At 65.1% G+C, this 24,946-nt stretch carries 27 protein-coding genes; 8 read left to right on the plus strand and 19 right to left on the minus strand.

Annotation, left to right across the window (positions count from 1 at the left end; genetic code table 11):
• Positions 1-6 precede the first annotated feature (6 nt).
• The 4 genes from BB934_RS11725 to BB934_RS47020 form a co-directional block, all read right to left on the minus strand.
• Positions 7-732 carry a dienelactone hydrolase family protein gene (locus BB934_RS11725; protein ID WP_162299214.1) on the minus strand — a complete coding sequence of 242 codons (726 nt, stop codon included), beginning with the start codon at positions 730-732 and terminating at the stop codon, positions 7-9.
• Between the two features lie 91 nt (positions 733-823).
• Entirely contained in the window at positions 824-1,003 is a 180-nt protein-coding gene (locus BB934_RS11730; RefSeq protein WP_099509794.1) for a hypothetical protein, read from the minus strand.
• Between the two features lie 80 nt (positions 1,004-1,083).
• On the minus strand, positions 1,084-1,356 hold the full coding sequence (locus tag BB934_RS11735; protein WP_099509795.1) for an HNH endonuclease: 273 nt from the start codon (positions 1,354-1,356) through the stop codon (positions 1,084-1,086).
• Between the two features lie 70 nt (positions 1,357-1,426).
• The gene (locus BB934_RS47020; protein WP_157934138.1) at positions 1,427-1,630 is read right to left on the minus strand and encodes a hypothetical protein; all 204 of its coding nucleotides are present in this window, start codon (positions 1,628-1,630) and stop codon (positions 1,427-1,429) included.
• A gap of 173 nt (positions 1,631-1,803) precedes the next feature.
• Between BB934_RS47020 and BB934_RS11740 the strand changes: the two genes are divergently transcribed.
• Positions 1,804-2,619 carry a MipA/OmpV family protein gene (locus tag BB934_RS11740; protein WP_099509796.1) on the plus strand — a complete coding sequence of 272 codons (816 nt, stop codon included), beginning with the start codon at positions 1,804-1,806 and terminating at the stop codon, positions 2,617-2,619.
• A gap of 74 nt (positions 2,620-2,693) precedes the next feature.
• Here the strand turns inward: BB934_RS11740 and BB934_RS11745 are convergent, their stop codons facing one another.
• The 8 genes from BB934_RS11745 to BB934_RS11780 form a co-directional block, all read right to left on the minus strand.
• Entirely contained in the window at positions 2,694-3,083 is a 390-nt protein-coding gene (locus tag BB934_RS11745; RefSeq protein WP_099509797.1) for a 6-carboxytetrahydropterin synthase, read from the minus strand.
• 164 nt (positions 3,084-3,247) lie between these two features.
• Complete coding sequence (gene catB, locus BB934_RS11750; RefSeq protein WP_099509798.1) at positions 3,248-3,898, minus strand: type B chloramphenicol O-acetyltransferase; 651 nt, start codon at positions 3,896-3,898, stop codon at positions 3,248-3,250.
• 78 nt (positions 3,899-3,976) lie between these two features.
• The gene (locus BB934_RS11755) at positions 3,977-5,908 is read right to left on the minus strand and encodes a putative bifunctional diguanylate cyclase/phosphodiesterase (protein ID WP_099509799.1); all 1,932 of its coding nucleotides are present in this window, start codon (positions 5,906-5,908) and stop codon (positions 3,977-3,979) included.
• 32 nt (positions 5,909-5,940) lie between these two features.
• The gene (locus tag BB934_RS11760; protein WP_099509800.1) at positions 5,941-6,459 is read right to left on the minus strand and encodes a putative pterin-binding protein; all 519 of its coding nucleotides are present in this window, start codon (positions 6,457-6,459) and stop codon (positions 5,941-5,943) included.
• 203 nt (positions 6,460-6,662) lie between these two features.
• On the minus strand, positions 6,663-7,601 hold the full coding sequence (locus tag BB934_RS11765; protein ID WP_099512773.1) for a ring-cleaving dioxygenase: 939 nt from the start codon (positions 7,599-7,601) through the stop codon (positions 6,663-6,665).
• A 167-nt stretch (positions 7,602-7,768) separates the two neighbouring features.
• Complete coding sequence (locus BB934_RS11770) at positions 7,769-9,205, minus strand: M20 family metallopeptidase (RefSeq protein ID WP_099509801.1); 1,437 nt, start codon at positions 9,203-9,205, stop codon at positions 7,769-7,771.
• A 381-nt stretch (positions 9,206-9,586) separates the two neighbouring features.
• Positions 9,587-11,440 (minus strand): ABC transporter ATP-binding protein, encoded by a 1,854-nt coding sequence (locus BB934_RS11775; RefSeq protein ID WP_099512776.1) that lies wholly within the window; start codon positions 11,438-11,440, stop codon positions 9,587-9,589.
• Between the two features lie 189 nt (positions 11,441-11,629).
• Complete coding sequence (locus BB934_RS11780; protein ID WP_099509802.1) at positions 11,630-13,174, minus strand: helicase HerA domain-containing protein; 1,545 nt, start codon at positions 13,172-13,174, stop codon at positions 11,630-11,632.
• A gap of 198 nt (positions 13,175-13,372) precedes the next feature.
• Here BB934_RS11780 and BB934_RS11785 point away from each other — a divergent pair, with 198 nt between their 5' ends.
• Positions 13,373-13,630 (plus strand): hypothetical protein, encoded by a 258-nt coding sequence (locus BB934_RS11785; protein WP_099509803.1) that lies wholly within the window; start codon positions 13,373-13,375, stop codon positions 13,628-13,630.
• Positions 13,631-13,648: 18 nt separating this feature from the next.
• Here the strand turns inward: BB934_RS11785 and BB934_RS11790 are convergent, their stop codons facing one another.
• Positions 13,649-15,160 (minus strand): MDR family MFS transporter, encoded by a 1,512-nt coding sequence (locus tag BB934_RS11790; RefSeq protein WP_099509804.1) that lies wholly within the window; start codon positions 15,158-15,160, stop codon positions 13,649-13,651.
• A gap of 193 nt (positions 15,161-15,353) precedes the next feature.
• Between BB934_RS11790 and BB934_RS11795 the strand changes: the two genes are divergently transcribed.
• The gene (locus BB934_RS11795) at positions 15,354-16,547 is read left to right on the plus strand and encodes a winged helix-turn-helix domain-containing protein (RefSeq protein WP_099509805.1); all 1,194 of its coding nucleotides are present in this window, start codon (positions 15,354-15,356) and stop codon (positions 16,545-16,547) included.
• A 42-nt stretch (positions 16,548-16,589) separates the two neighbouring features.
• Here the strand turns inward: BB934_RS11795 and BB934_RS11800 are convergent, their stop codons facing one another.
• The gene (locus BB934_RS11800; protein WP_099509806.1) at positions 16,590-17,327 is read right to left on the minus strand and encodes a spondin domain-containing protein; all 738 of its coding nucleotides are present in this window, start codon (positions 17,325-17,327) and stop codon (positions 16,590-16,592) included.
• 249 nt (positions 17,328-17,576) lie between these two features.
• Here BB934_RS11800 and BB934_RS11805 point away from each other — a divergent pair, with 249 nt between their 5' ends.
• From BB934_RS11805 to BB934_RS11825, 5 genes are all read left to right on the plus strand, one after another.
• Positions 17,577-18,089, plus strand: a complete 513-nt coding sequence (locus BB934_RS11805) for a sigma-70 family RNA polymerase sigma factor (RefSeq protein WP_099509807.1) — start codon at positions 17,577-17,579, stop codon at positions 18,087-18,089.
• Complete coding sequence (locus BB934_RS11810) at positions 18,086-18,727, plus strand: NrsF family protein (protein ID WP_099509808.1); 642 nt, start codon at positions 18,086-18,088, stop codon at positions 18,725-18,727. The genes BB934_RS11805 and BB934_RS11810 overlap by 4 nt, the downstream gene beginning before the upstream one ends.
• A 44-nt stretch (positions 18,728-18,771) precedes the next feature.
• Positions 18,772-19,524, plus strand: coding sequence for a phosphatase PAP2 family protein (locus BB934_RS11815; RefSeq protein WP_099509809.1), 753 nt, complete (start codon positions 18,772-18,774; stop codon positions 19,522-19,524).
• Entirely contained in the window at positions 19,521-20,069 is a 549-nt protein-coding gene (locus BB934_RS11820) for a regulatory protein RecX (protein WP_099509810.1), read from the plus strand. Before BB934_RS11815 ends, BB934_RS11820 begins: the two co-directional genes overlap by 4 nt.
• 231 nt (positions 20,070-20,300) lie before the next feature.
• The gene (locus BB934_RS11825; protein WP_099509811.1) at positions 20,301-20,912 is read left to right on the plus strand and encodes a DUF2239 family protein; all 612 of its coding nucleotides are present in this window, start codon (positions 20,301-20,303) and stop codon (positions 20,910-20,912) included.
• Here BB934_RS11825 and BB934_RS11830 read toward each other — a convergent pair.
• The 5 genes from BB934_RS11830 to BB934_RS11850 all read right to left on the minus strand — a co-directional run bounded on the left by BB934_RS11830 (position 20,896) and on the right by BB934_RS11850 (position 24,902).
• Complete coding sequence (locus BB934_RS11830) at positions 20,896-21,435, minus strand: GNAT family N-acetyltransferase (protein ID WP_099512777.1); 540 nt, start codon at positions 21,433-21,435, stop codon at positions 20,896-20,898. The two genes, BB934_RS11825 and BB934_RS11830, sit on opposite strands and share 17 nt — an antisense overlap.
• 22 nt (positions 21,436-21,457) lie before the next feature.
• Positions 21,458-21,718, minus strand: coding sequence for a TackOD1 domain-containing metal-binding protein (locus BB934_RS11835; protein WP_099509812.1), 261 nt, complete (start codon positions 21,716-21,718; stop codon positions 21,458-21,460).
• A 9-nt stretch (positions 21,719-21,727) separates the two neighbouring features.
• Entirely contained in the window at positions 21,728-22,783 is a 1,056-nt protein-coding gene (locus BB934_RS11840; RefSeq protein WP_099509813.1) for an HlyD family secretion protein, read from the minus strand.
• Between the two features lie 11 nt (positions 22,784-22,794).
• Positions 22,795-24,036 carry a glycosyltransferase family 2 protein gene (locus tag BB934_RS11845; protein WP_237050317.1) on the minus strand — a complete coding sequence of 414 codons (1,242 nt, stop codon included), beginning with the start codon at positions 24,034-24,036 and terminating at the stop codon, positions 22,795-22,797.
• Between the two features lie 221 nt (positions 24,037-24,257).
• Positions 24,258-24,902, minus strand: coding sequence for a DUF1345 domain-containing protein (locus tag BB934_RS11850; protein ID WP_099509815.1), 645 nt, complete (start codon positions 24,900-24,902; stop codon positions 24,258-24,260).
• Positions 24,903-24,946 lie beyond the last annotated feature (44 nt).

Below are 24,946 nucleotides of genomic sequence, written 5' to 3' on the forward strand. Positions count from 1 at the left end.
GAGGTTTCAGCGCAGCGTCTCGTCGAAGAAGGTGAGCAGGCGCGTCCAGTGCCGCTCGGCGCCGCGCTCGTCGTAGACGCTGTGGTCGGGGACGGCCCAGCCATGGGCCATACCGACATAGTTTTCGATGATGTGATCGATCTCGGCCCGGCGCAGGGCCTCCGCCAGCAGGGCGGACTGCTCGGGCGGGAAGCTGCCATCGACGCCCGCGCTGCCGACATAGACGCGCCCCTTGATCGTCGCCACGTGACGATGGGGGCTGTCCGGCGCATCGCTGGCGAGGCGACCGCCATGGAAGCTCGCCGCGGCGGCGATGCGGTCGGGATAGGCCGCCGCCGCACGGATGGCGCGGCTGCCGCCCATGCAATAGCCGACCGTGCCGATGCGCCCGGTTGCGCCCGCCTCCGTTAGGGCAGCGATGAAGGCGCCCGAATCGCGCCGGGTCATGTCCTGGCTCGTGCCGTCGATCATGCTCCGCAATGCGCTGCGGCTGGGCTCTTCGGCAAAAGCCGTCCTGGCATCGAAGGGGCCGTAATCGCCGAAGCGGTAGAAGAGATCGGGAACCAGGACGAGATAACCCTCGCCGGCAAGACGCTCGGCCATGGCATCGAGGGCAGGGCGCGGCCCGAAGGCATCCATGTAGAGGATGACGCCGGGCGCGGTTGCCGTCGGTTTCGCGCCTGGGTGGAACAGCCCCGCCTTGGCGTTTCCGTCCTCCGTCCGAATGGTCATGTCCTGCCTGGCCAAGATGCGCTCCCTACGTCGTCCCGACACGTCTTACGGCACGAACGTGGTCTTTCAAGCCTGACATTGTTGCAGAGGCTTAAGGACCGCCGGCGAGAGATCCAACCACCGCCATGGTCAGCTCGTCGAGATTGACCTTTCCCTCGACGGTAATCATCTCGGCGTCGCCCGATCTGACGCGAAGCCCCTGCTCGCCTACCTCCGACTGGCGCTTCAGTTCGGCGACGATGGCGTTGCGCACTTGATCCTCGATATTCATCGACCCAGTCCTTTCGCCTTGAAACGATCCTGCTGTCGAACGTCGATGCGAAGGACCCTGTTCCACGCCGATGCCGGCCCTCACCCGTCCCGTCGCACCGCCTTCAGCGCCCGGAAGGTCTCGGCATCCATGGTGCCCCGCTCGTTGTTGCAGGCGGAGCAGGCGAGCACGAGGTTGTCTCGCGCGAGCGGGCCTCCGGTGGACTTGGGAACCACATGATCGAGGGTCGCGAGGTCGGGCGCGCGTTTCACGCCCCGTCCCGGACGGCGCGCGGGCTTGCAGCAATAGACGCAGCGCCCCTCGTCGCGGGTATAGATATCCTCGAAGAGCTTGATGCGATGCGCTGCCTTCATGTGCGGGAAGCCGCCTCCGTGCCAGTACCGTCATGTCGCACGTTCGGAACGATCCGGGGAGCCCGAATCCTCACGGAACTTCGGGCGGCAGCATCGGGTGGAGCACCGGCTTTTCGGACTCCGGCGGCTGCTCCGGAAGGGATGAGGGCGCGCTTGGCGGAACCGACGGCAGAGGCGTCTCGGGAGGGATCGGCATGGCGGGCAGCGGCTCGGTCGGGGGAGGCTTGGGGTAGAATTCATCAGGCTGTTGCCGGCTGTCGTTTCTTGCAGACAAGAAGCTCTCCCATTGCAACGATCTATCCGTCGTCAACCGCTCGGCTCCCCGAAAGTTCTCGGCTCCCGCTCATCCCTTGCGTCACGATAGCGAAACCATAGGCGCAACGGATGCTTGACCTTACGGCCGTTTGAGGCCACCACGGCAGGGTGGAGTCTCGAAACGGAAGAGCTATGCGCGCTGCCCCATCCCTTGCCCTCCTCGCCGCCCTCACGACCGGTGCCACCGCAGCTCAGGCGGCCGATCTCTTCTCCCCTGAGCCGATTCAATCCTCCCAGGGCTGGATCGTCACCGTAAAGGGCAATGTGAGGGTCGGGCCGTCCTATCCGGGCTCGGACGAATACGGCTTCATCGGCTATCCCTCGCTCAGCTTCCGCCGCCCCGGTACGGTCGAGCGCTACAGCGCCCCCGATGACGGCCTGAGCTTCTCGTTCCTGGATGAATCCGTGCTCCGCATCGGCGTCGTCGGCCGCTTCCAGGGCGGTCGCTACCTGCAGGACAATCGAGAGCTTTACGGCCTGGCGAAGGTCGACTGGGCGATCGAGCCCGGTGTCTTCGTGGAATATTGGCCCCTGGATTTCCTGCGCGCCCGCGCCGAGATCCGGCGCGGCTTCAACGGGCATGAGGGCTTCGTCGCCGATTTCGGCCTCGACGCCGTCCAGAGGTTCGGCGCCTTCACGGTTTCGATCGGTCCCCGGCTAGCGCTCGGCGACAGCGAGTTCACCCAGACCTATTTCGGCGTGACGCCCGCCGAGGCGGCGCTGAACGGCCAGGTGACGCCTTACGACCCCTCGGGCGGCATCACATCGGTCGGCGCGACGGGCGCTCTCACCTACACCTGGTCTCCGGAATGGTCGACGACCGCCTTCGTGACCTACAAGCGCCTCGTGGGCGACGCCGCCGACAGCCCGATCGTCAAGCAATTTGGCTCGGAGAACCAGTACGGCTTCGGCCTGACCGCCTCCTATTCCTTCGCCTACACGCCCTAAAGGCTGGAGCCACACGGCAAATGGAAAAAGCCGCCCTTTCGGGCGGCTTCTTTTTGCTCCGGATGACGAATGCGTCAGGCCGCGAGGCTGCCGGCCCGGGCCGCTTCCTCACCGCGGTAGATGCAGCCTTCCTGCGAGCCGGCCATGCCGCGCTTGAGCTCGACCTCCTCCAGCCCCGGGAAGCGCTCCTTCACCAGCTTCCAGACGTATTTGGTGACGTTCTCGAGCGAGGCGACGCCGATCGCGGGGTTGAGATCGAGGTTCCCGTGATCCAGGCCCGATCCATGCTCGCCCTTGATTTCCTTGATGTAGTTTTCGACGTCGTAGAGGTTGACCGGCCAGCCATAAACCTCATCGACGGCTCCGCCGAAGGTCAGCTTCACGATGAAGGTATGTCCGTGCAGCCCGGAATAGGGAGCCACCGAATGCGCCGCATCGAACGTGAACTCGCAATATGTCTTCATCAAACCTGCTCCCACGAATGGCTATCGTCTGTTTTCTCGGCGTGAAACGCGGCCAGCCCCCACGCGCTCATGCCGGAATGACGCTCCGGCAGGTTGATCCTGCGTAACATAGGACACCGATTCCGGCAAAGTGCGGCGAGGTATTTTCTCTCATGGCCTTTCGGTCATATGGTGTCTGGCATCCGCACCTCCCGCTCGCGCCAGAAGCGATGGAGCCCGGCAATATCGGACGCGCAGAGAAGCGGCATTGCATCCTTGATCTGCTCGACGGGCCAGTCCCACCAAGCCATCTCGAGCAGCATGGCGATCTCCACTTCGGAGAAGCGCTTGCGGATCGGCTTCGCCGGATTTCCGGCAGCGATGGTGTAGGGTTCCACATCGCGGGTCACCACCGCCCGGCTTCCGATGATGGCGCCATGGCCGATCGTAATGCCCGGCATGATCATCGCCTCGGCGCCGATCCAGACATCGTTGCCGACCACCGTGTCGCCGGCGGGAACGAACGGATCCTGCGGATTCCCGAACGCGCCGTCCCCGTTCATGTAGAAGAACGGGAAGGTGGAGGCCCAGTCGCGCCGATGGCCCTGATTGCCGTGCATCATGAAGGTGACGCCCGTCGCGATGGAGCAGAAGCTGCCGATGATCAGCTTGTCGACCTCCGGCTCGTCGGCCAGCAGGTAGAGGGCGCAGTCGTCGAAGGAATGGCCGTGGTAATAGCCGGAATAATAGCTGTACCGTCCGACCTTGATATGCGGATTGGTCACCTGCTCCGACAGGGGGATCCCCTGCAAAGGGCTTTCGAAGAAATTCGTCATCACGCCCCATCTTAGGAGAGGAGCCTGGCGCAGCCAAGCTTGGGGATCCCGTCTCTCGCCGCTTTCGGATCGTTTCCGTTAGGCCACCTTGGCCTTGTGCTTGAGGGCGGCGAGCGTGTGAACCAGCTCCCGCGCCGGCTTGGGCCGCCCGAAGTAATAGCCCTGGGCGTCGGTGCAGCCTGCGGCCTGGATCTGGCGCAACTGGTCCTCCGTCTCGATGCCTTCGGCCACGGTCGGCATGCCGAGGCTCGCGCCGAGACTGGCGACGGATTGCACGATCGCCAGGCAGTCGGTGCGCTGGGACATCTCCCGCACGAAAGACTGGTCGATCTTGATCTTGTCGAACGGAAAGCTGCGCAGGTAGCTCAGGGACGAATAGCCGGTTCCGAAATCGTCCATGGCGATGCGCACGCCGAGACGGCGCAGCTGATGAAGCGTGGACACGGTGGTTTCGCTGTCCTGGAGAAGGACCGACTCGGTGATCTCCAGCTCGAGCCGATGCGGCGCAAGTCCCGACACCGCGAGAGCCCGGGTGACGCTTTGCACGAGGCCGCGGTTGCGGAACTGGATCGGCGAGAGATTGACGGCGACGTTGATGTCCCGCGGCCAGGAGGCCGCTTCCCTGCAGGCCTCCTCGATGATCCAGTCGCCCAGGGGCGAGATGAGGCCGGTATCTTCGATGACGGGGATAAACTCCGCCGGCGGAACCAGGCCGCGCTCGGGATGATGCCAGCGCAGAAGAGCCTCGAAGCCGCCGATCTCGTTGGCCTCGATGTTGATCTGGGGCTGGTAGAAGAGCTCGAACTCTCCGTTGCCGATCGCCTTGCGCAGATCCACTTCCAGCACCCGGCGGGCCTGGAGCTGGGCATCCATCTCCGGCTCGAAGAAGCGGAACGTGCCGCGCCCGTCCGCCTTCGCATGATAGAGCGCCATGTCGGCATTCTTCAGGATCTGGCTCGAGTTCATGTGCCGCTGCGCCAGGGCGATGCCGATGCTCGTGCCGATGAAAATCTCCTGGCCGTTCACGCTGAACGGCTCCTGCAGGGCTTGAACGACGCGCGAGGCCAGGGCGGCGCTCTCCTCCGGCCTGCGGATCCCGGTCTGCAGGATGGCGAATTCGTCGCCGCCGAACCGGGAGATCAGGTTGCGAACCTGGCCCTCCCCGGGGGGAATGCAGGCGCGCAGCCGGTCGGCCACCGCCTTGAGCAATTCGTCGCCGGTTTCGTGGCCGAAAGAATCGTTCACGTCCTTGAAGTGATCGAGATCGAGATAGGAAACGGAGACGGTGCGGCCCTGCGGCCTCATCCCTGCGAGGGCCTGTTCCAGCTTTTCGCGCAGCACCACCCGGTTGGGAAGGCCGGTAAGCGCATCCTGGTGGGCTAGGACGTGCAGTTCCTGGTGGGCGCGCCCGAGCAGGCGGTTGTGGCGGTTGAGAAGCGCGATCAGCACAATTCCGATGAGGATCAGGCTGGCGGCGATGGCGGAGAAGACCCAGTGCAGGCGAATGAGTTCCTGCTGATCCCTGCGGATCACCTCCGAGCCATACATGAGCGCCGTCGACGCGATCTGCGACAGGCTGCCCTCGAACGGCTGCAGGACCTCCATGATCTTCCTGACGGTGCCGGGACGGTCCAGCTCCTTGATCAGCGGCTCGATGGAGGTGAGGGCCTTTTCCAGCCCGCGGAGGGTGACCTGATGTTCGGGATCGCGCCGGAGCAGCTCGTGGAAATCGCCCTCGTTGAGCATGTGCACACGCCCGGCGAGGATGTCGTAGCGCAGCTCGACCTCATCCTTGTCGACGCCGCTGTCCGGCCGCTCGACCTGCGCAAGCCGATGCTCGAGGCGAATGAATTCGGATGCCGCCTGACTGGCCTCCCAGGCGGGGTTATAGGCGGAGATCTGCCGCAGCGCACCCTGGCGTTCGACCACCAGCACCGAAATATAGGCGCCGGCGACCATGAAGCCGCCAATCACGATGGCAATGACCGTTTTGAACGTGCGCAGCGACAAATGGGCAGCCTCCGGAAGCAGCCTTGCCTTCGCTATCTCACATCGATCTTGGCAACCTGCCAGGCCGAGCGGGCATAATAGGTCTGGCTCTTCAGCTCGGGATCGCTGTCATAGGGATAGATGATGAACAGGGGACCTTTGTCGCGCACAGGCATGTATTCGCCGTTGCGCTTGATTGCCAAGATCACCTTGTACTTTGCGAAATCCTCCATCGGGATCTCGGTGGTGTAATCGTTCAGGGCCGTCACGACGACGCGGTCGCCCGTCGCGCCGACCTGCTTCATCAGCTTGTCGACCGGAACGCCTTCGAACTTGACCTTGCCTTCATGCCAGGGCGTCGTCGTTTCGACGGCCACCATGCCGAGCGATTCCAACATCGGGCGGTCGAACTGCGCCGTGTTGTCCTTGTTGGTCACGCCGATCTTGCCCGTGATCGTCAGGACCGGCCGCTCCGTCGGGGCGGCGAGCGTCGCGGCGTAAGCCGCACCTACGATTCCGACGAACGCGACAAGCGCCCCCATCAGACCTGTTTTCACCTTGGCCCCAAGCATGCGGATCCCCTACGGAAAAGTATTACAAGCGATAGCAACACATAAATTTGAGCAAAGTGTTACACAACTCTGTCTCGCAAGTAAAAGCGACGAATCTGCCGGTGTTATTTTGTAATAGTTATCGAAGCGTAGCGGAAACGTGCAAAGGCCGCCTCAGCGCTAGGCGGAGGCGGCCTTTGTTCAGGAAGGATATGAGGCCTGACCTAGAGCGGCTTGAGGCCGGCTTCGATCTCGGCCCGCCGCGGCTCCAGGAACGGCGGCAGGGCAAGGCTCTCGCCGAGCTTGTCCATGGGTTCGTCGGTGGCGAAGCCCGGACCGTCGGTGGCGATCTCGAACAGGATGCCGTTCGGCTCGCGGAAATACAGGCTCTGGAAGTAATAGCGGTCCACCGGGCCGCTCGACGGCGCCTTCAGGGATTGCAACCTCTCCCAGCATTCCTGATAGGTCTGCTCGTTGGGCGTGCGGAAGGCCACGTGATGCACGCCGCCCGCGCCGGGACGCCCCGGTGACAGGCCGGGCTCGACCGCCACATGCAGCTCGGCTGCAGGTCCGCCCTCGCCCATCTCGAACACATGAACCGGTGTATCGCCGATGCGGTATTCGCGGGCGGCGCGCATGTCCATGGCCTCCGTCAGCACCCGGGCGGTGCGCTCGAGCTTCGGCACGCTGATGCGGATCGGGCCGAGCCCGCGGATCTGGTGCTCGACCGGAACCGGGCTGCGCTCCCAAGGATGGAACTCGCCCTTGCCGCCATCGTCGACGAGGCTCAGGCGCTGGCCCTCGAAATCCTCGAAATCGAGGGAGAGCCGCCCATCGCGCTCCACGATCTCATCGCTGCGGACATTCAGGCTGCCGAACCGATCCTTCCACCATTTCAGAGCCGTCTCGCCGTTCACGCGCAGGGCGGTCTGGGCGATGTTGTGCGTGCCGCGCTTCTCGCGCTCCACCGGCCAGTCGAAGAAGGTGATGTCGGTGCCGGGCGAGGCCTTTCCGTCCGCATAGAACAGGTGATAGGCGCTCACGTCGTCCTGGTTCACCGTCTTCTTGACGAGGCGCAACCCTAGGGACTGCGTGTAGAAGGCGTGGTTGCCCGGTGCATTGGCCGTCACGGCCGTCAAATGGTGAATTCCCGTCAGCTTCATGGTGCTGTCTCCATCAGTGTTGCGATGAAGATAGACCTGCAAGCATGCCGTTACGAGCCAGCGCCACGCCAAGGCGATCTTGCCGAAATGCAAGCGCAAGGATCGCATGCGAATGCGCACCCTTCCACGTCATGGTCGGCACAGGCCCGGCTATGACGTTGAAAGGATTAAGCCGCTTTCGCGCGCAGGTCGTCGGGCGTGACGTCCGCCGGGATCGGGCAGAGATAGTCGCGCCCGCCGTTGCGCTCCTTCAGCTCCGCCTTGGCGCGGGCGACGAGTTCCGGATTGCGCAGGACATCGGCCGCGGTGGCAGCCATGGCCTTGGCGGCGAGCACCATGCCCTTATGCGCGGCCGGCAGATTGCCCTGAGTCACGAGCTGCCAGGTGTGGAACGGCGTGCCGATGGCAAAGCACGCCGTGTGGCATTGCACCGTAGGTACGATCCAGCTGACATCGCCGACATCGGTGGTGCCCATCATGACCTCTTCCCGCGCCGGCATGGCCAGCACGCCGTCGTGCAGCACCTTGCTCTTCAGCGACAGATCGTGCGGCTTCACGCTGGCCAAGATCTCCTCCTCGGTCAGCGCCTCCCTCTGCAATTTTTCCGCGAAGGCGACGTCGGCCGCGTCGAAGGCGGGCGGGCCGAGGCGGCGCATGTTCTCGTACATGGCCTCCTGCAGCGCCTTGTTCGGCAGCACGTTCGAGGTGGCATCGGTGATCTGCACCGTGACCGAAGTCTCAGTCATCAGCGCGGCGCCTTCGGCGATCTTCTTCACGCGCTCGAACAGGCGCTCCGCATCGGGCAGATGCGGCGAACGCACGAGATAGAGCGATTCGGCAAAGGCCTGCACCACGTTCGGCGCGCTGCCGCCGGTATTGGTGGTGGCGTAATGCACGCGCGCATCGGAGGGCATGTGCTCGCGCATGTAGTTGACGCCCACATTCATCAGCTCCACCGCATCGAGCGCGGAACGGCCCACATGGGGCGCCGCCGCCGCATGCGCCGCGCGGCCCTTGAAGCGGAAATAGGCCTGGATGCAGGCGAGCGACGAGCTAGTCTGCACCTCGTTCACGAGGCTCGGATGCCAGCAGAAGGCCGCATCGAGATCGTGAAACAGGCCGGCCCGGGCCATGAAGGTCTTGCCGGAGCCGCTCTCCTCCGCCGGGCAGCCGTAATACCGCACCGTGCCGGCGATGCCCTCACGCTCCAGCGCATCCTTGAGGGCGACGGCGGCCAAGGCGGAGCCGGCTCCCAGCAGGTTGTGGCCGCAGCCATGGCCCGGCGTTCCGCCGGTGGTCGGCTTATGTTCGGTGACGCCGGAGACCTGCGCGAGATCGGGCAGGGCGTCGAACTCGCCGAGGATGCCAACCACCGGGCCGCCCGAGCCCCATTCCGCGACGAAGGCGGTGGCCATGCCGCCCACATTCCTGGCGATGCGGAAGCCCTCGCGCTCGAGCATGGCGATCTGCTCGGCGACCGCACGATGCTCCTCGAAGGCGAGCTCCGGTGCGGCCCAGATGCGGTCGCTCAAGGCGCAGTAATCGTCGGCCTTGGCATCGACATGGCGGGAAATGGCTTCAAGGCTCAGGCGATCGTTGTTCATAATGTTATTATGTCTCGCAATAGATGAACGGCGCGACAATATCAGGTTCGTGCCGACGTGAAAGGGAGAAGGCCGTTCGCCTTTCGCAGTGCAGACGAGCCGACGCTGCATAAGGTCTCCAGCCAGGGGAGCATGCGCTTGTCATCCCCGGCGGCCGCAGGCCGGTAAGGGGATCCACCCACACGCTCAGCGCTATGGATTCCCTTCCCCTTCGCTGCGCTCTGGCCGGGAATGACACTGTGGCGTCCTCACTCACCACGTCATGGCCGGCCTCGTGCCGGCCATCCCGATGCGGTGAAGCGCGGTGTTCCTCGTATCGAGATCACCGGCACAGGGCCGGTGATGACGTGGTGAACATCTCGGCCTGGCGCAATCGAACCTCTAAACCGCCTCGTCCGCCACGCCCTTGCGCGCCGAGAGAAACCCGCCGGACTGGCGCGACCACAGGCCGGCATAGAGGCCGCCGTTTTCCAGCAGTTCCTCGTGCGTGCCCTCCTCGACGATGCGCGCGTCATCCATGACGATCAGGCGGTCCATGAGCTGCAGGGTCGAGAGCCGATGCGCAATGGCGATCACCGTCTTGCCTTCCATCAGGGTGGCAAGCGATTCCTGGATCGCGGCCTCGACCTCGGAATCGAGGGCCGACGTCGCCTCGTCCAGCACCAGAATCGGCGCATCCTTGACGATCACGCGGGCGATGGCGATGCGCTGGCGCTGACCACCTGACAGCTTCACGCCGCGCTCGCCCACATGCGCCTCGAACTCGCGCCGTCCGCGCCCGTCGGCGAGCCGCTCGATGAAGTCCGTGGCATGCGCCTGGCGCGCTGCCGCGGCCATCGCGTCGTCGCCGGCCTGTGGCCGCCCGTAGAGGATGTTCTCCTTGATGGAGCGGTGCAGCAGGGAGGTGTCCTGCGTCACCACGGAGATCTGCGCGCGCAGGCTCTCCTCCTTGACGCCGGCGATGTCCTGACCGTCGATCAGGATGCGGCCCTCCTGCGGCTCGAAGAAGCGCAGGAGCAGGTTGACGAGCGTGGTCTTGCCGACGCCGGAGCGGCCGACGAGGCCGATCTTCTCGCCCGGGCGGATGGTGAGGTCGAGCCCGTCGATGACCGTATCGCCTTCGCCGTAGCTGAAGCTGACATTCTCGAAGCGGATCTCGCCGCGCGACACGTTCAGCGGTTTCGCGTCGGGCAGGTCCTGCATCGCGAGCGGGCGCGAGATCGTCTTCATGCCCTCCTGCACCGTGCCCACATTCTCGAAGATGCTCATGACCTCAAAGGCGACCCAGCCCGACATGGAGACGATCTGCGTGGAGAGCAGAAGCGCCGTGGTCATGGTGCCGGCATCGATCCGGTTGGCGCTGAACAGCCACACCGCCATGGCACCGGTCGCCACCAGGAACACCGCATTGATGAGGGTGAGCGCGGCGACATAGACCGTGTTCACCCGCTGCTGGCTCATGAAGGCGTCGTTGAGCCTGCTATAGCCCTCGCTGATGTAGTCGTCCTCCTCCTTTCGGCGCCCGAACAGCTTCACCGTCATGATGTTGGTGAAGCTGTCCACCACCTTGCCGGTCACGGCGGAACGCGCCTCGCTCGACACGCGCGACCGCTTCTGGATCCGCGGCAGGGCAACGACCAGCAGGAGGGCATAGAGCGTGAACCATCCCGCCATCGGCAGGGCGAGGCGGATGTCCTGCGTGCCGAGGAGGCCGATGGAGGCGGCGCCGAAGATCAGGATCTGCCACACGGCGCGGGCGACCGACAGGATGCTTTCGCGCAAGGGTCTTCCTGTCTGCAGCACTCGATTGGCGATGCGGCCGGCGAAATCGTCCTGGAAGAACGCGAGGGGCTGACGCACCACGTGCCAGTAGTTCTGCCAGTGCACCATCGTGGTGAAGGACACCGCGAGCGAATGGTTGACGAGGAGCCGGAACAGGATCGTCCCGAAGGGCCGCACCAGCAGGATGACCGCCGCCATGGTGATCAGCAGCGGGCCCGCCTCGCTGAAAATGCCCTCGGGCGAGCTGTGCGAGAGCGCGTTGACCAGGCGGCCGATGAGATAGGGGATCAGCGCCTCGAAGATCGCGAGCACGAAGCCGAGCGCGAAGAGCGCGATGAAGAGGCCCTTCGCCTGGGCGATGAAGTGCCAGTAGAACCCCCACAGCGTATCCGGCGGCGGCTCCTCGGGCGGCTGTTTCCGGAAATCGATCCGGGTCTCGAAAAAGCGGAACATCGGCTTGAACTCATCGTCGTCGCCCCGAATCAGACGGGCGAGGGGCGCAATGATGCAACACTCTTTGGCCGAGCAGTGACGAACGCCCTTCAAATTGACTGATGGATCTTATCAATCGGCGCCTCTGACTTTGAAAACCAGAGGCGAGTGAATGCGTCGGTCGCTTCAAACGTTCGTGATAAGCGCTTCCTACCCCACCGCGAACAGATCCCGCGGCTCCGGCGCCTGCGGCTCTTCGAAGGCGTTCGGATCGCCGGGGCCGGTTTCCCAGCCGAGATCGGGGAGCGCGATGATACGCAGGCCCCTCGGGTCGTTGCGGGTCACGACGATGTTGCGGCTTTCCATATAGGCGATGAGGCGCCGAGCGCGCCCCGGCGAGCGGCTGCCGCAGGCTCGCGCGATCTCGCCGTCGGGCGGGCAGGCCGAGCCTTCCATGGCAGCGCGGGCGATGAGCAGGAAGACGCCCTGGATGTCTTCCGCCAGATCGGCGGCGAAGGCGACCGCGCGGTCCCATTCCGACCCTTCGGCCGTCGCCGTATCGACGCCGGCGCGGGCGACCGCGAGGCGGCGGCGGAAGGCGTTGAGATTCAGGGGCTCGCCGGAGACGCGGCGGATGCGGCAGCGGACGAGGAAATCCTGATACAGAACGGCGACCGAGCGGAAAGCGGCTTCGGGATCGGCGAGGATCTCGCGCAGGATCGCATCGAGTGCGGCCTCGCGCTCGGCCTTGGACTGCTCGGTCTCCTCGGCTTGAGGTTCCGGCGCGGCGGCCGGCCGCGTGCGGGCGAGCTGGGCTAAAAGATCGTTGGTCGAAGGAGCAGGCGGCGGCGGAGGCGCGCGCCGCGGCATGACCGGGCGGGCCACCACCTCGTCCTCGCCGGCCTTGAAGATGAGGTCGCGGGCCTCCTGCTTCGGCTGTTCGGGCAGGGGCATGAGCTTGAAGGTGCCGCTGCGGGTCGAGGTCTCGACCTCCCCGATGCGGATCGGCAGCGGGCGGCGCGAGAGCGCGGGGCCAAGAGCGACGAAATGGCCACGCTCGAGGTCGCGGAACATCTCGGCCTGCCGGCGCTCCATGCCCAAAAGATCGGCGGCGCGGGCCATGTCGATGTCGAGGAAGGTGCGGCCCATGAGAAAGTTCGAGGCTTCGGCCGCCACGTTCTTGGCGAGCTTGGCGAGGCGCTGGGTCGCGATGATGCCGGCCAATCCGCGCTTTCTTCCGCGGCACATGAGGTTGGTCATGGCGCCGAGCGAGACTTTTCTGGCCTCGTCCGACACGTCACCGGCGGCGGCGGGCGCGAAGAGCTGCGCCTCGTCCACCACCACGAGCATCGGATACCAGTAATCGCGCTCCGCATCGAAGAGGCCGCCGAGGAAGGCCGCCGCGCAGCGCATCTGCGCCTCCGAATCGAGACCCTCGAGGCTTAAGACCACCGAGACCCGGTGCTGGCGCACACGGGCGGCGATGCGCTGCAAATCGCCCTCGCTGCGGGAGGCATCGACTACCACATGGCCAAACTTGTCGGCGAGGGTGACGAAATCACCCTCCGGGTCGATGATGGCCTGCTGGACGAGATTGGCGCTCTGCTCGAGAAGGCGGCGCAGGAGATGCGACTTGCCGGAGCCGGAATTGCCCTGGACGAGCAGACGCGTCGCCAGAAGCTCCTCCAGATCGAGCAGAGCCGATTGTCCTCCGGGGGCGGAGGATGCCGCTCCCATGTCGATGCCGACCTTCATCAGCCTCCCTCGTGCAGCTACGGAAAAATCCGGCTCGGTCCTAACACGGCAAAGCCTCGGTCAGTGCCGCATACAGATAAGTCCTCCACAGGCGAGAGAGGCTATCCCCAGACATGACGCCGCGGGATCGGGGAAACCCCGCTGCCGTTAAGCGATTAACCGTGAAAGGCCCCCATCAGCCGTTGCCGAGGAGGAACCATGCCCCTCGAGCTTTCCTACAGCCCCGTCCTCGGCCAAGGCGTTTGGACAGCCGCGGCCGAGCCCGGGCAAATGCTGAGACCGACAAGTCATCGAGCGGCCGCTGAACGCTTCTTCACCCTTGAGGAAGCTGATCGAGCCACCCTCCCTCCGGCGGGAGCCTCCCGGGCCGAGACGGTTTTCACGACGGTGGGGATTGTTCTACTGCTGGCGATCGGTCTGTCCGCCCTGTGGATCCTCCTGCGCGGGCGGCTATGAACCGCCCGCAGGAACGGTTCAATCGGCGATGGCCGCCTCCGCGGCCTTGACGGCGGTGCCGCGCAGGGGCCGCTCCTCGAGAGCGAGCAGGAAGGCGAGCGACAGGCCGAAGCCGATGAGCGCCGCCACGAACACGTAGCTGAACACATGGGCGAGATCGACGCCGCTCTGGGCCGCCGCAGCGCCCAGCGCCTCGAAGCTCGCGGCCCCGCTCAGGCCCGAGCCGCCGATGACGATGGCGCCGAAGATCGCCACGATGAAGGCGCCGCCGAGGGAGCGGAAGAAGTTCGCCGTGCCGGTCGCCGTTCCCATCTGATGCGGCGCCACCGCATTCTGCGTCGACACCATGGTGACCGGCAGCACCGTGCCCAGGCCGACGCTGATGATCGCGAGGATGATCTCGACGGTGACGATGGAGAGGGACTGGCCGTAGGCGGCGAGGAGCCCGGTGGTCGCCATGGCGACGAGAAGGCCGGCGATGGGCAGCCGCTTGTAGTGCTTCACCTTCGCCATGCTGCGGCCGGACAGGGTCGCGCCGACCACGGTTCCGGCCATGAGCGGAATGAGGGAGAGACCCGAATGGCTCGCGGAGAGGCCGCGCACGGTCTCGAAATAGACCGGCAGGTAGATGGTGAGTCCGATATAGGTGCCCATGCCGAAGCAGGCGGAGAGCACCGCCATGCGCACGACCGGATTGTGCAGTACGCCGGGCGGAATCAGCGGCTCGGGCGCCAGGCGCATGCGCAGGGCGAAAAGACCCCAGAGCGCGAGCGAGGCGGCAAACAGCCCGAGCACCGGCAGTGAGGCCCAGGGATAACGGATCCCGCCCCAGCTCAGGCCCAGAAGCAGAGCGACAGTGGCCGCCACGAGAAGAGCCGCGCCGAGCAGGTCGAGCCGATGCGGACGGTCGTGGCGCGGCAGCTTCTTCAGGCTGTGATAGGCAATGACCAAAGCGACGAGGCCGAGGGGAATGTTGATCCAGAAGATCACCGACCAGTGCATGTGCTCGGCGAAGAAGCCGCCCAGCACCGGGCCGAGCAGGCTCGAGGTCATGAAGACGCTGGCGAAATAGACCTGGTAGCGTCCGCGCTCCCGCGGCGCGACGATGTCGGCGATGATCGTCTGGGCGAGCGCGATCAGGCCGCCGCCGCCGACGCCCTGCAGGGCGCGGGCCAGGATGAGGACGAACATGGTCGGCGCCAGCGCGCAGGCGATGGATCCGGCGATGAAGATCGCAATGCCGACCAGCATGGTGACGCGCCGGCCGTAGGAATCGCTGATCTTGCCGTAGAGCGGCGTCACGGCGGTGGAGGTCAGAAGATAGACCGTCACGATCCAGGGCAGGTGCTCCAGGTCGCCGAGCTCGCGGCCGATGGTGGGCAATGCCGTCGCGATGATGGTCTGGTCGAGCGCCGCCAGGAACATGGCGAGCAGGACGCCGAGGATGATCGTGCGGATCTCGGCATGGCTGAGGGCGGGAGCCGGACTGCCCTGCAGCCGCTCGTTCGGTGACTGGTCCATCGTATCCATCGCGTTCCGAAGAGAGCCCATCTAGGCGACGCACGGTGATTTTGTCCGCCCGTCGATTGCAGGGCAGATATGCGTTCGCCCGCCGACCGGTCTTCAAGCAGGAGAGCCATCCACAGGTTCCGCCCGCCTTGGCCGCCTAACCCTATCCCGCCCCCCTGGCGTCGGGCAATCCCGTTCCGGTATTGTTCGCGCCATGGCACCTCGCACCCGATTCTCCCTTGCCCAGGCCCGGCGCATTGCGCTGGCGGCACAAGGGTTTCACGAAGGCCGACCGGCAGCGGCGACCAAGCGCCACCTGAGCCGTGTCCTGCAGCGCTCGCACCTGCTCCAGATCGATTCGGTCAATGTGCTGGTGCGGGCCCATTACATGCCGCTCTTCTCGCGCATCGGCGCCTATGACCGGGGCCTTCTCGAAAAGACCGCCTATCACCGCAAGAAGCGGGAAGCCTTCGAGTATTGGGGCCACGAGGCCTCGCTGATCCGGCTCGACCTGCATCCCTATTTCCGCTGGCGCATGGAGCGGGCGAAGCGCGGCGAGGGCACCTATGGCGGGCTTGCCCGGTTCGGCCGCGAGAAGCGCGCCTTCATCGAGGAGGTCCGGCGCGAGATCGCCACGCGGGGACCCATGGCTGCGGGCGAGCTGTCCGGCGGACATAAGGGCCAGGGCTCCTGGTGGGGCTGGAGCGACGGCAAGCGCGCCATGGAATGGCTGTTCTGGGCCGGCGAGGTCACCACCGCCACGCGGCGCGGATTCGAGCGCATCTACGACCTGCCGGAACGGGTTTTGCCGAGCGAGATCTTGAACGTGCCGACACCGTCGGAGGACGAGGCGCAGCGCGAATTGCTGCGCCTGTCCATCCGCTCGCTCGGCATCGCCTCCGAACGCTGCCTGCGCGACTATTTCCGCATCGAGCCGCAGGACGCGAAGGCGCGCATCCCGGAACTGGTGGAGGCGGGCGACCTGATCCCCGTCACCGTCGAGGGCTGGAACGGGCCGGTCTATCTCGACCCCGACGCCAAAATCCCGCGCCGCGTGGAGGCCCGCGCGCTGGTCTCGCCCTTCGATCCCATCGTCTGGGAGCGCACGCGTACCGAGCGCCTGTTCGATTTTCGCTACCGCATCGAGATCTACACGCCGGTCGAGAAGCGCGAATTCGGCTATTACTGCCTGCCCTTCGTGCTCGGCGACAAAATCGTCGCCCGCGTCGACCTCAAGGCCGACCGCACGGGCGGCAACCTCATCGTGCACTCGATCCACCCGGAAGCCGGAGTTCCCGCCGAGATGATCGCGCCGGCGCTCGGCGAGGAGCTTCGCCTCATGGCCGCGTGGCTCAATCTCGGCAGCATCACCGCGCCGAAGGCGTGGCGCAAAGGGTTGGCGGTGTAAGAGAATGTCCGGCCTCACGCCATGGCGTGAGGCCGGATAGATTTAGCGCTTCATCATGCCGTCGCTGTTGACGGAGCCGGTCGCTTCCATGCCGACCGGCGCGACGGTGATGCGGGTCACGGGCTTCGACGGATCGAACTTCCAGTCGGCCGGCGCATCGGCATCGCCTCGGATGCCGGCATGCATCTTGATCTTGCCGTTTTCCGGATCGCGATCGGTGCCCATCATGGCGATGAGAGCCGACTTGCGCTCGTTGTTCTTCTCCGTGCCGGCGTCATAGGCCATCGCCTCGATGCGCCGCGGCGCGGTCAGCTCATAGGCGTTGAGGCCGTTGACGCCGGTAAAGCCGTCATTGGTCATCACGAGCATGGCAGCGCCGGATACCATCGGAAACTCGCGTGTCACCTCGAGTTCGATCACACGGCTCTGGCCCGGCAGGATCGACGTTCCCGAACCGACAGAGCCGAACTCGTCGCCGATGTTCTTCGTCACCACCGCCGACAGCAACGGACCGGCATTGCCCCCTTCCGCAATGCGCATCAGGCCGAAGGACGCCTCCTCGCCTTCCTTGAAGAGCGGAGGAGCCTTGGAGTTGTGGCTGATGAAGACCGGAGGCGACAGGGTCTGGCTGGTCGTCAGGTTCTCGATGGTGATTCGGACGCGCTTGCCGGCGCCTTGAGCGTTCATGGAATCCGACGTGGGCCGCGATTGTGCGAAAGCGACAGACGTAGAGGCAAGGCCGATGGCGAGAGCGGCCACGAGGGTACGAGAGCGATACATGCTGAGATCCTTTTTCCTTAAGGTGAAGGTCCAGCCCCGCGTTGTTGTGGATCTTTTTGCCGACGAGGTGCCGCCTCGGCTCGGCCGTCCAATCACCTATTCGGATCGCAATCTCTGAAAGTTACTCCGTTCACATACTTGTGAAATGAAATGTTATAAAAATATATTGCGTAACAATTAGCCTCGTCATTGCGAATAAGCCCGAAAGGGGATCGTGTGACGGAACACGAGGAAGTTTGGGCGAACGCCATGCGGTCTGCAAACCGCGGCGATGCGGATGCCTATGCGCGTCTGCTGAGTGATGTCGCGCGCGCTCTTCGTCGTGTCATCGCCTACGATTCGATCAGGCTAGGACTGAGCGGGAGCGATGTGGAGGATGTTTTGCAGGATACCCTATTGGCGATTCACTTAAAGCGGCACACCTGGGACGAATCCCGGCCTATCGTTCCGTGGCTGCGGGCCATCGCGCATTACAAGGTTCTCGACCACGCCCGCAAAAACAAACGACGGTTGACCGTTCCCGTCGAGACGATGGCGGAGATCCTGCCAACTCCTGAGCCGGAGCCCTCTCTTTCCGGATCGGCCGGGCGCTTCCTAGAAATTCTGCCACCCCGTCAGCGGGATGTTCTGCAGGCCCTGACTCTCGACGGTGTGACTATCCGCGAGGCCGCTCGGCGGCTTAGGATGAGCGAGGGAGCAGTTCGTGTAGCCCTCCATCGGGGCCTTAAAGCACTCGCCGCGAAGTTTGGAGGATCGGAGTGAAGACGGAGCATCTCATTCGCGCTCTTACAATGGACTTGTCGGGCAGGGCGCCCGTCAAGCACCGGCATGCAGCCGCATGGCTGATCGTGGCGCTCCTGTTATCGAGCATGCTCGTCGGCGCAGTCATCGTCCTGTTCCTCGCTCCCAGCCCTCACCTCGCCCACGGCCCCAATCTCACCACGGCAGTGACCCTGGCGGCGGCTCTCGCGCTTGCGGCTTGCGCGTTCCGCCTCTCCCTTCTGATGCAGAAGCCGGAGGCGGAGATCGGCTTCGGCACCCTGGCATGGCCCATTCTGCTGCTGCTTACCGGCGTCGCCATCGAGTTGATCCTGCATCCCGCCTCGACCTGGACCAGACGACTGCTCGGCGAGGATCCCTTGGGCTGCTTCCTGTTGGTCTCGGGTCTGTCGCTGCCTATTCTGATCGCCGCCATGGGCGTGCTGAAACGAGGTGCGCCGACGCAGCCTGGCCTTCTTGGCGCCATGGCGGGACTGCTCGCGGCGGGCGTGACCTCCATGCTCTACGTGCTGCACTGCCCGGAGCCGTCCCTTCTGTATATCGCGGCATGGCATGTGCCGGCGATCCTGATGGTGAGCGCCGTCGGCGCGAAGCTCGGAGGCTGGTGGCTGCGCTGGTAAGCGCCTCTCGCCAGCGGCAGCAAACTCTCCTATCTCAAGGAGCCATGAGCACGTTCATCGCCCCTGCCACGCGCCTGTGGCTTCGCCTGCGCCTCAACGAGATCGGCCCGCTTCTGTCGCTCTCTGCCTGCGGCTTCTTCGCCTGGGCCTTCATAGAACTGGCCGACGAGGTGCGGGAGGGCGAGACCCATGCCATCGACAGCCAGCTCCTGCTCGCCCTGCGCGACCCGCAGAACCCGGCCAACCCCCTCGGGCCGTCCTGGCTGGAGGAATCGGCCCGGGACATCACCGGCCTCGGCGGCTACGCGATCCTGACCCTCATCACCCTCGCCACCTGGGTCTATCTGATGATGACCCGCAGGCAGGGAGCCGCTCTTCTGGTGCTCGTCGCCATCGTCGGGGGCATGCTGATCTCAACGGGGCTCAAGATGGGCTTCGAGCGCCCACGTCCCGATCTCGTGCCCCATGCGACCCGGATCTACACGGCCAGCTTCCCGAGCGGCCATGCCATGATGTCGGCCATCACCTACCTGACGCTGGGCGCCCTGCTCGCCCGCGTGGAAAAGAGCCGGCGCGTCAGCGCCTTCCTCATGACGCTCGCCATCGTCGTGACCCTGCTCGTCGGCGTGAGCCGCGTCTATCTCGGCGTGCACTGGCCGAGCGACGTTCTGGCGGGCTGGGCCGTCGGCGCGGCCTGGGCCGCGCTGTGCTGGTTCGCGGCGCTCCAGCTCCAGCGGCGCGGCCAGGTGGAAAAGCCGGGTGAGACCTCGCCTCCATCCGATGCGAAGCCGGAATGAGGGATGAAGGCAAACCGCTTCGCAAGCCGCCGCGGCAGGTAACGCCCGCCTACCTGCAGAGGGCTGCGCTCGCCTATCTCGAGCGCTATGCCTCCTCGGCCGACAACCTGCGCCGGGTGCTCCGCCGCAAGGTCGAGAAGCGCTGCCGCCTGCGCGGCGAGGATCCGGCCGCCTTTCACGACATGGTCGACGACGTAGTGGCCAAAAGCCTGCGCAGCGGCCTCATCGACGATGCGCGCTATGCGGAAGCCCGCGTCGCGACCCTGCGCCGCCGGGGCGGCTCGGCGCGGGCGATCCAGGCAAAACTTTCCGCCAAGGGCGTCGACCGCACCACCATCGCGGCGGCTTTGGAGGGCGAAGACGGCGACGAGGCGCAGGCCGCGCGCGCCTTTGCCCGCCGCCGCAAGCTCGGCCCGTTCCGCCCGGGCGAGCGGGCGCCTTACCGCGACAAGGACCTCGCCGCCATGGCCCGGGCCGGCTTCCGCTTCGATGTTGCGCGGGACGTGGTCGACGGCGAGAAGGACGATGAGGCTGACGTTTCATAACACCCTATTTTATCCGGATATTATTGACAGCCAAATTTAACCCGGATAAAAAACAAACAGATTGAGGCCCTGGAACCCTCCCCCTTGTGGGGAGGAGTTGGAGGTGGGGGTGCTAGCGCCACACCTTCATAGGCTATCGCTCACACCCCCACCCTTGATCCCTCCCCACAAGGGGGAGGGAGAAGACGTCTGTGCCTCGCATCGAAGTATGAGCTAGCCCCTGAGGACAACATGGCCGAGAATTACAAAACCTACACGGCCTTTGCAGGCCTGCGCCGGATCGCTTCAGGCGCCCTTCCCGCGGTGGCCGAGGCGACCAAGACTGTGCTCGACAAGGGCGAGAGCGCGCCAGTCATCGTTCTCGACGATGAAACCTGTCGTGTCATCGAAATCGATTTTCGCGGCACAATCGAGGACGTGCTGGAGCGGCTGGAAAAACCTGCAACCTCTCATGCCGGCAAGTCGGAGCCGCGCGGACCCGGCCGGCCGAAGCTCGGCGTCGTCGCACGGGAGGTGACGCTGCTGCCGCGGCATTGGGAATGGCTCAACGCGCAGCCGGGCGGCGCATCGGTCGCCCTGCGCAAGCTCGTCGAGGACGCGCGGCGCGGCAGCGAGTCGAAGGATCGCGTGCGGCAGGCGCAGGAATCGCTCTACCGGTTCATGTCGACGCTCGCCGGCAACGAGGCCGGCTTCGAGGACGCCGCGCGGGCGCTCTTCGCCGGAGACCGGACGCTGTTCGCAGCTCTGATCCGGCTATGGCCGAAGGATCTTCGCGCTCATGCCGAGAAGCTGGCCGATGGCGCTTTCGCGCAGGAGCCCTCACCGGCTACCGCACGAACATGATGGTCGGGTTGCCCTTGTAGGTGGTGTGCCGCAATTCCTGGAAACCGCACTTTTCCGCCACGCGGATCGAGGCTTCGTTCTCCGGTGCGATGATGCAGGCCATTTGCCGTCCGGCGAAATGCCGGTCGCCCCAGGCGAGAGCAGCGAGAGCCGCTTCCGTGGCATAGCCCCTGCCGTGGCTATGCGGCGCCATCACCCAGCCCATCTCCGGCATCCCGTCGAGGGAGGGCTCGATCTCGCGCCGAAAATTGGCGAAGCCCACTTCGCCGAGGAAGCGGCCGCTCTCCTTCTCGGTCACGACCCAATAGCCGAAGCCGAGCAATGCCCAGAGGCCGGCATAGCGCAGAAGGCGCGCCCAGACTTCTTCTTGAGTCGACGGCCTGCCGCCGATGAACCGTGTCACCGATTCATCGGTCCAGAGGTCGAAGCAATCGGCATAATCGTCGGTGCGATGGCCGCGCAGGAGGAGGCGCTCGGTCTCGACGACCGGGACGGAAACGGCATTTGAAGTGAGAGAAAACATCGTTTGAACTGACAGTTCCGAATCACGCGCCTTGAACGGGATCATGAGGCACGACGAATTCCGTTTCGCATAGCCGGCAGCGCGCGCTTTCACCGACGATCTCCGCGGCGTGATCATGATCGCGCAGCGCTCTCAGGCATTTCGGGCAGCGATGCCCGTCCCGCGCTTCGAAATCGTAAGAAGGCCCCACATAGGCGCAGATCAGGTGATGGACGATCGGCGTGGCCTCGAGCTCGGAACTGCCGCAGGCCGGACATGTGAAACGGATCGCATCGGATGGCATCGTCACGCCTCAATCGAGATTGAAGACGTGCACGAAGCCTTCCGCAATCCGGCCTGCGATATCGGTGTAGTACATGTAGACGTTCACGGTCGAATTGAGCGCCGGCGGCTGCACCTCCGGATCGAGACGGATGCGCGCGACCTGGCCCCGTTGCGGCTCGCGCAGGATCGAGCTGCGGCGGCTCTCGAACGTGTCGGAGAGGGGCAGGATCTCGGCAATGGTCCCGAGCACCCGGGTCCGGCCGATCCCGACGACGACCCGGTAGCCGGGCTGCGGGTCGACGAGCCGGAAATCCGGAATGTACCAGTCGACATAGACGTTTCCGGCCTGGAAGACCTCGGCGATGGAGGAACCGGCAACGACGGTCTCTCCGGCCCGGGCGATGTGGGTCGCGACGATGCCGTTCACGGGTGAGAGCACGCGGCCGCCGTCGAACTCCTTCTCCGTGCGGTCGAACTGGCCCTGGATCTGCTGGCGCGTTTCGGCGAGGCGCAGGAGCTGCACGGAGGATTCATCGGCCTCCGCCTCGAGTGCCACCGCGTTCTGAACGGCCTGCGCCCGTTCGCGGTAGACCTCGGTGCGGTAGGCGACGCTAGCGCTGTCCGCGTTCGCGACCGCTTCGAGCCGGCGCATGTTATCGTCGGCGATGCGCAGGCGCGAGCGCGCGGCCTCGAGCGAATCGCGGGCAAGCCGCGCCTTGATGCGCAGCTCCGCCTCCCGCGTCGTCACCTCGGCAAGCGCGCGGACGAGATTGGCCTGGGTTTCGCTCACCTGCGGCGAGCGGACGAGGGCCACCGGCGTACCCGCCTGCACCGTGGCGCCCGGCGCCACGTCCATGCGCTGGACCTGGACGATATAGGGCACCGACACGATCTCGCGCGGGGCCGAGACGATCCCCGGTCCGCTTAAGAAAACGAGCGGTGCGCTGAAGCGGAACACGAAGAAGCCGAGCACGCCGAGCACGCCGAGCGCATAGACGAAGCGCACGAAGCGGCCGGTCGCCGAGCGACGGCTTTCGACGGGATCGGGGACGTTCGGATCGAGGCGGCGGAGCTGAATGTTCATGGCACGGCCTTTCACGTGCGCTGGCCCGTCAGGGCTCGCCGAACGCGAGGCGGAACGTAATCGTCGGAACGCGAGGCGGAGAACAGGATTTCCGACGAATAGGCGACGAAGCGCGTCAGCTTCATCGCGATGCCCTGGTAGAACGGGAACACCAATGCGACCGACAGGCCGAACAGGGTCGGCGAGCGGCCGAACAGAAGGCTCGCAAGCGCGATGTTGAACAGGGCGATCCCGAGCAGGAGCGCATAGACCGCAATCAGAAACAGCAGGGTCTGCGGGCCGAAGATCAGGGTGCAGTAGATCATATAGAACGGGAACGACAATGTCGGGACGAGGTCGAAGACGATGAAGTCGAGGCGCTGGAGGGTGTCCGACAGCCGCTCCGGCTTGAAGATCTCGATCTCGCGATACTCGATGAGCCGGATCCGCAACGAATCCCGATCCCAGCGCTGGCGCTGGCGGATCAGGCTGACGGGATTGTCGGGCACTGCGGTATCGGCCCAGGCCTCGGACACGAACCGCACCCGGTAGCCGAGGCGGCGCAGGCGCAGGGTCATCTCGAGATCCTCGCCCGGACCGGGATCGAGCCCGCCCCGCTCCAGGAAGATATCGCTCCGATAGACCGAACACGCGCCCGAGCAGCACGAGATCGCGCCGAAGATGTTGAGGAAGGATTTTCCGGCGCTGATAGACATGAGGTACTCGAGCCCCTGCAACGCCGTTGTGAAGGAGGCATCCTCGTTGCTGACGCCGAGATTGCAGCAGGCGGCGGCGACACGCGGATCGCGGAACGCAGCGGCGAGGCGCGCCAGCGCGTTGGGCGCAAAGATTGTGTCGGGGTCCATCGCGAGGATCAGGTCGCCGCGGGCGAAGCGGGCACCGGCATTCACGGCCGGGCTGCGCCCGCAGCGGGTGCCGTGATGGATGACCGTGTCGATCAGCCCCGCTGCCTGCGCCTCCCTTGCGGTCGCGAGCGTATCGTCCGTCGAGCCGTCGTCGACGACGATGATTTCCAGGGGCTTGAACGTCTGCCGATGCAGGGAGGCTATGGATTGCAGAAGGCCGGGACCGCCGTTGAAGGCCGGCAGGATGACGCTGATGGTGACGCCGCCCTCCGCCTCCAGGATCGCGGGCCGCCGGGGCCAGCGCAGCGCCACCAGCGAGAGGAGGGAGATCGTGTAGCGCGGGATGTCGAGCACGAAGACCGAGAAGGCCAGCAGAATCCAATCCGCGTGGCTCAACAGAAGCAGCATGTCGTTCAAGAGAATGGCCCCGCTTTCGTTTTGATTTGTTGCCGATGACGTTGCGTCATTCTCGAGTCCATCGTGGGGCCCAGATGAATGGGTCCCAATCTGGGCTGTTCGATTAATCCCTTTAGAAGGGGATTCGTTCCTTCGTAACGTTACAGCCCTAAGCGGATCTCGCTACGAGGGCTGAAATGACCGGGAGAAAGCCTCGGCTGAGCTGGAGCAGGCTATAAAAGCCCCGCGCCGACATTGACGGCGAGCGCTAGGATCGTGGTGTTGAAGAGGAAGGCCAGCACCGTGTGGGCCAGCGCCAGGCGGCGCATGCGCTTCGAGACGATCACCACGTCCGAGGTCTGCGCCGCGGCGCCGAGATTGAACGAGAAGTACAGGAAATCCCAGTAATCCGGCTTGTCCCCGTGCGGGAAGGCGAGGCCTCGCCGCTCGCCGTCGTCGCCGTAATATTCATGCGCGTAATGGATCGCGTAGATCGTGTGCACGAAGAACCAGGAGCACAGGATCGTGATCCCCGCGATGGCGAGGCGAGATGCCTGTTGGTTGGCCGGGCTGTTGTGAATATCGGTCAATTCCACCGCAATGGCGGCCAGGCTCGCAATCGACGCCGCGAGGGTCAGAGCGAGCACGACGATGGCGCTCTCGTCCTCCTCCGCCGCCCTCTGCTGCATCTGGACGGTCGAGGAGCTCAGGGCCATGGTCCAGGCGAGGATCAGGTAACAGACGATGCCGATATCCCAGGCCACGAGCAGGCGCGAATTCAGGAGCCAGGACGCCGGCAGAAGGGCGAAGACAAGAAGCGCGATGCCGGCGGAGCCGAGAAGCCGCGGACGCAGGCGGGCTTGCATGGGAATCATCATCGAAACGCCACCTGACTGAAGCGCATCGTCGAATGCGGAACCTG

Origin of the sequence: Microvirga ossetica, assembly GCF_002741015.1 — a bacterium.
Classification (GTDB): domain Bacteria; phylum Pseudomonadota; class Alphaproteobacteria; order Rhizobiales; family Beijerinckiaceae; genus Microvirga; species Microvirga ossetica.

Coding starts and splice junctions, on each gene's coding strand:
- BB934_RS11760 (WP_099509800.1), bottom strand. CDS start 6,459: ATGCTTGGGGCCAAGGTGAAAACAGGTCTGATGGGGGCGCTTGTCGCG.
- BB934_RS11825 (WP_099509811.1), top strand. CDS start 20,301: ATGGCCGAGAATTACAAAACCTACACGGCCTTTGCAGGCCTGCGCCGG.
- catB (WP_099509798.1), bottom strand. CDS start 3,898: ATGACGAATTTCTTCGAAAGCCCTTTGCAGGGGATCCCCCTGTCGGAG.
- BB934_RS11850 (WP_099509815.1), bottom strand. CDS start 24,902: ATGATGATTCCCATGCAAGCCCGCCTGCGTCCGCGGCTTCTCGGCTCC.
- BB934_RS11790 (WP_099509804.1), bottom strand. CDS start 15,160: ATGGATACGATGGACCAGTCACCGAACGAGCGGCTGCAGGGCAGTCCG.
- BB934_RS11835 (WP_099509812.1), bottom strand. CDS start 21,718: ATGCCATCCGATGCGATCCGTTTCACATGTCCGGCCTGCGGCAGTTCC.
- BB934_RS11820 (WP_099509810.1), top strand. CDS start 19,521: ATGAGGGATGAAGGCAAACCGCTTCGCAAGCCGCCGCGGCAGGTAACG.
- BB934_RS11745 (WP_099509797.1), bottom strand. CDS start 3,083: ATGAAGACATATTGCGAGTTCACGTTCGATGCGGCGCATTCGGTGGCT.
- BB934_RS11830 (WP_099512777.1), bottom strand. CDS start 21,435: ATGTTTTCTCTCACTTCAAATGCCGTTTCCGTCCCGGTCGTCGAGACC.
- BB934_RS11740 (WP_099509796.1), top strand. CDS start 1,804: ATGCGCGCTGCCCCATCCCTTGCCCTCCTCGCCGCCCTCACGACCGGT.
- BB934_RS11730 (WP_099509794.1), bottom strand. CDS start 1,003: ATGAATATCGAGGATCAAGTGCGCAACGCCATCGTCGCCGAACTGAAG.
- BB934_RS11845 (WP_237050317.1), bottom strand. CDS start 24,036: ATGCTGCTTCTGTTGAGCCACGCGGATTGGATTCTGCTGGCCTTCTCG.
- BB934_RS11815 (WP_099509809.1), top strand. CDS start 18,772: ATGAGCACGTTCATCGCCCCTGCCACGCGCCTGTGGCTTCGCCTGCGC.
- BB934_RS11780 (WP_099509802.1), bottom strand. CDS start 13,174: ATGAAGGTCGGCATCGACATGGGAGCGGCATCCTCCGCCCCCGGAGGA.
- BB934_RS11800 (WP_099509806.1), bottom strand. CDS start 17,327: ATGTATCGCTCTCGTACCCTCGTGGCCGCTCTCGCCATCGGCCTTGCC.
- BB934_RS11770 (WP_099509801.1), bottom strand. CDS start 9,205: ATGAACAACGATCGCCTGAGCCTTGAAGCCATTTCCCGCCATGTCGAT.
- BB934_RS11805 (WP_099509807.1), top strand. CDS start 17,577: ATGCGGTCTGCAAACCGCGGCGATGCGGATGCCTATGCGCGTCTGCTG.
- BB934_RS11795 (WP_099509805.1), top strand. CDS start 15,354: ATGGCACCTCGCACCCGATTCTCCCTTGCCCAGGCCCGGCGCATTGCG.
- BB934_RS11785 (WP_099509803.1), top strand. CDS start 13,373: ATGCCCCTCGAGCTTTCCTACAGCCCCGTCCTCGGCCAAGGCGTTTGG.
- BB934_RS11725 (WP_162299214.1), bottom strand. CDS start 732: ATGACCATTCGGACGGAGGACGGAAACGCCAAGGCGGGGCTGTTCCAC.
- BB934_RS11765 (WP_099512773.1), bottom strand. CDS start 7,601: ATGAAGCTGACGGGAATTCACCATTTGACGGCCGTGACGGCCAATGCA.
- BB934_RS11775 (WP_099512776.1), bottom strand. CDS start 11,440: ATGTTCCGCTTTTTCGAGACCCGGATCGATTTCCGGAAACAGCCGCCC.
- BB934_RS11840 (WP_099509813.1), bottom strand. CDS start 22,783: ATGAACATTCAGCTCCGCCGCCTCGATCCGAACGTCCCCGATCCCGTC.
- BB934_RS11735 (WP_099509795.1), bottom strand. CDS start 1,356: ATGAAGGCAGCGCATCGCATCAAGCTCTTCGAGGATATCTATACCCGC.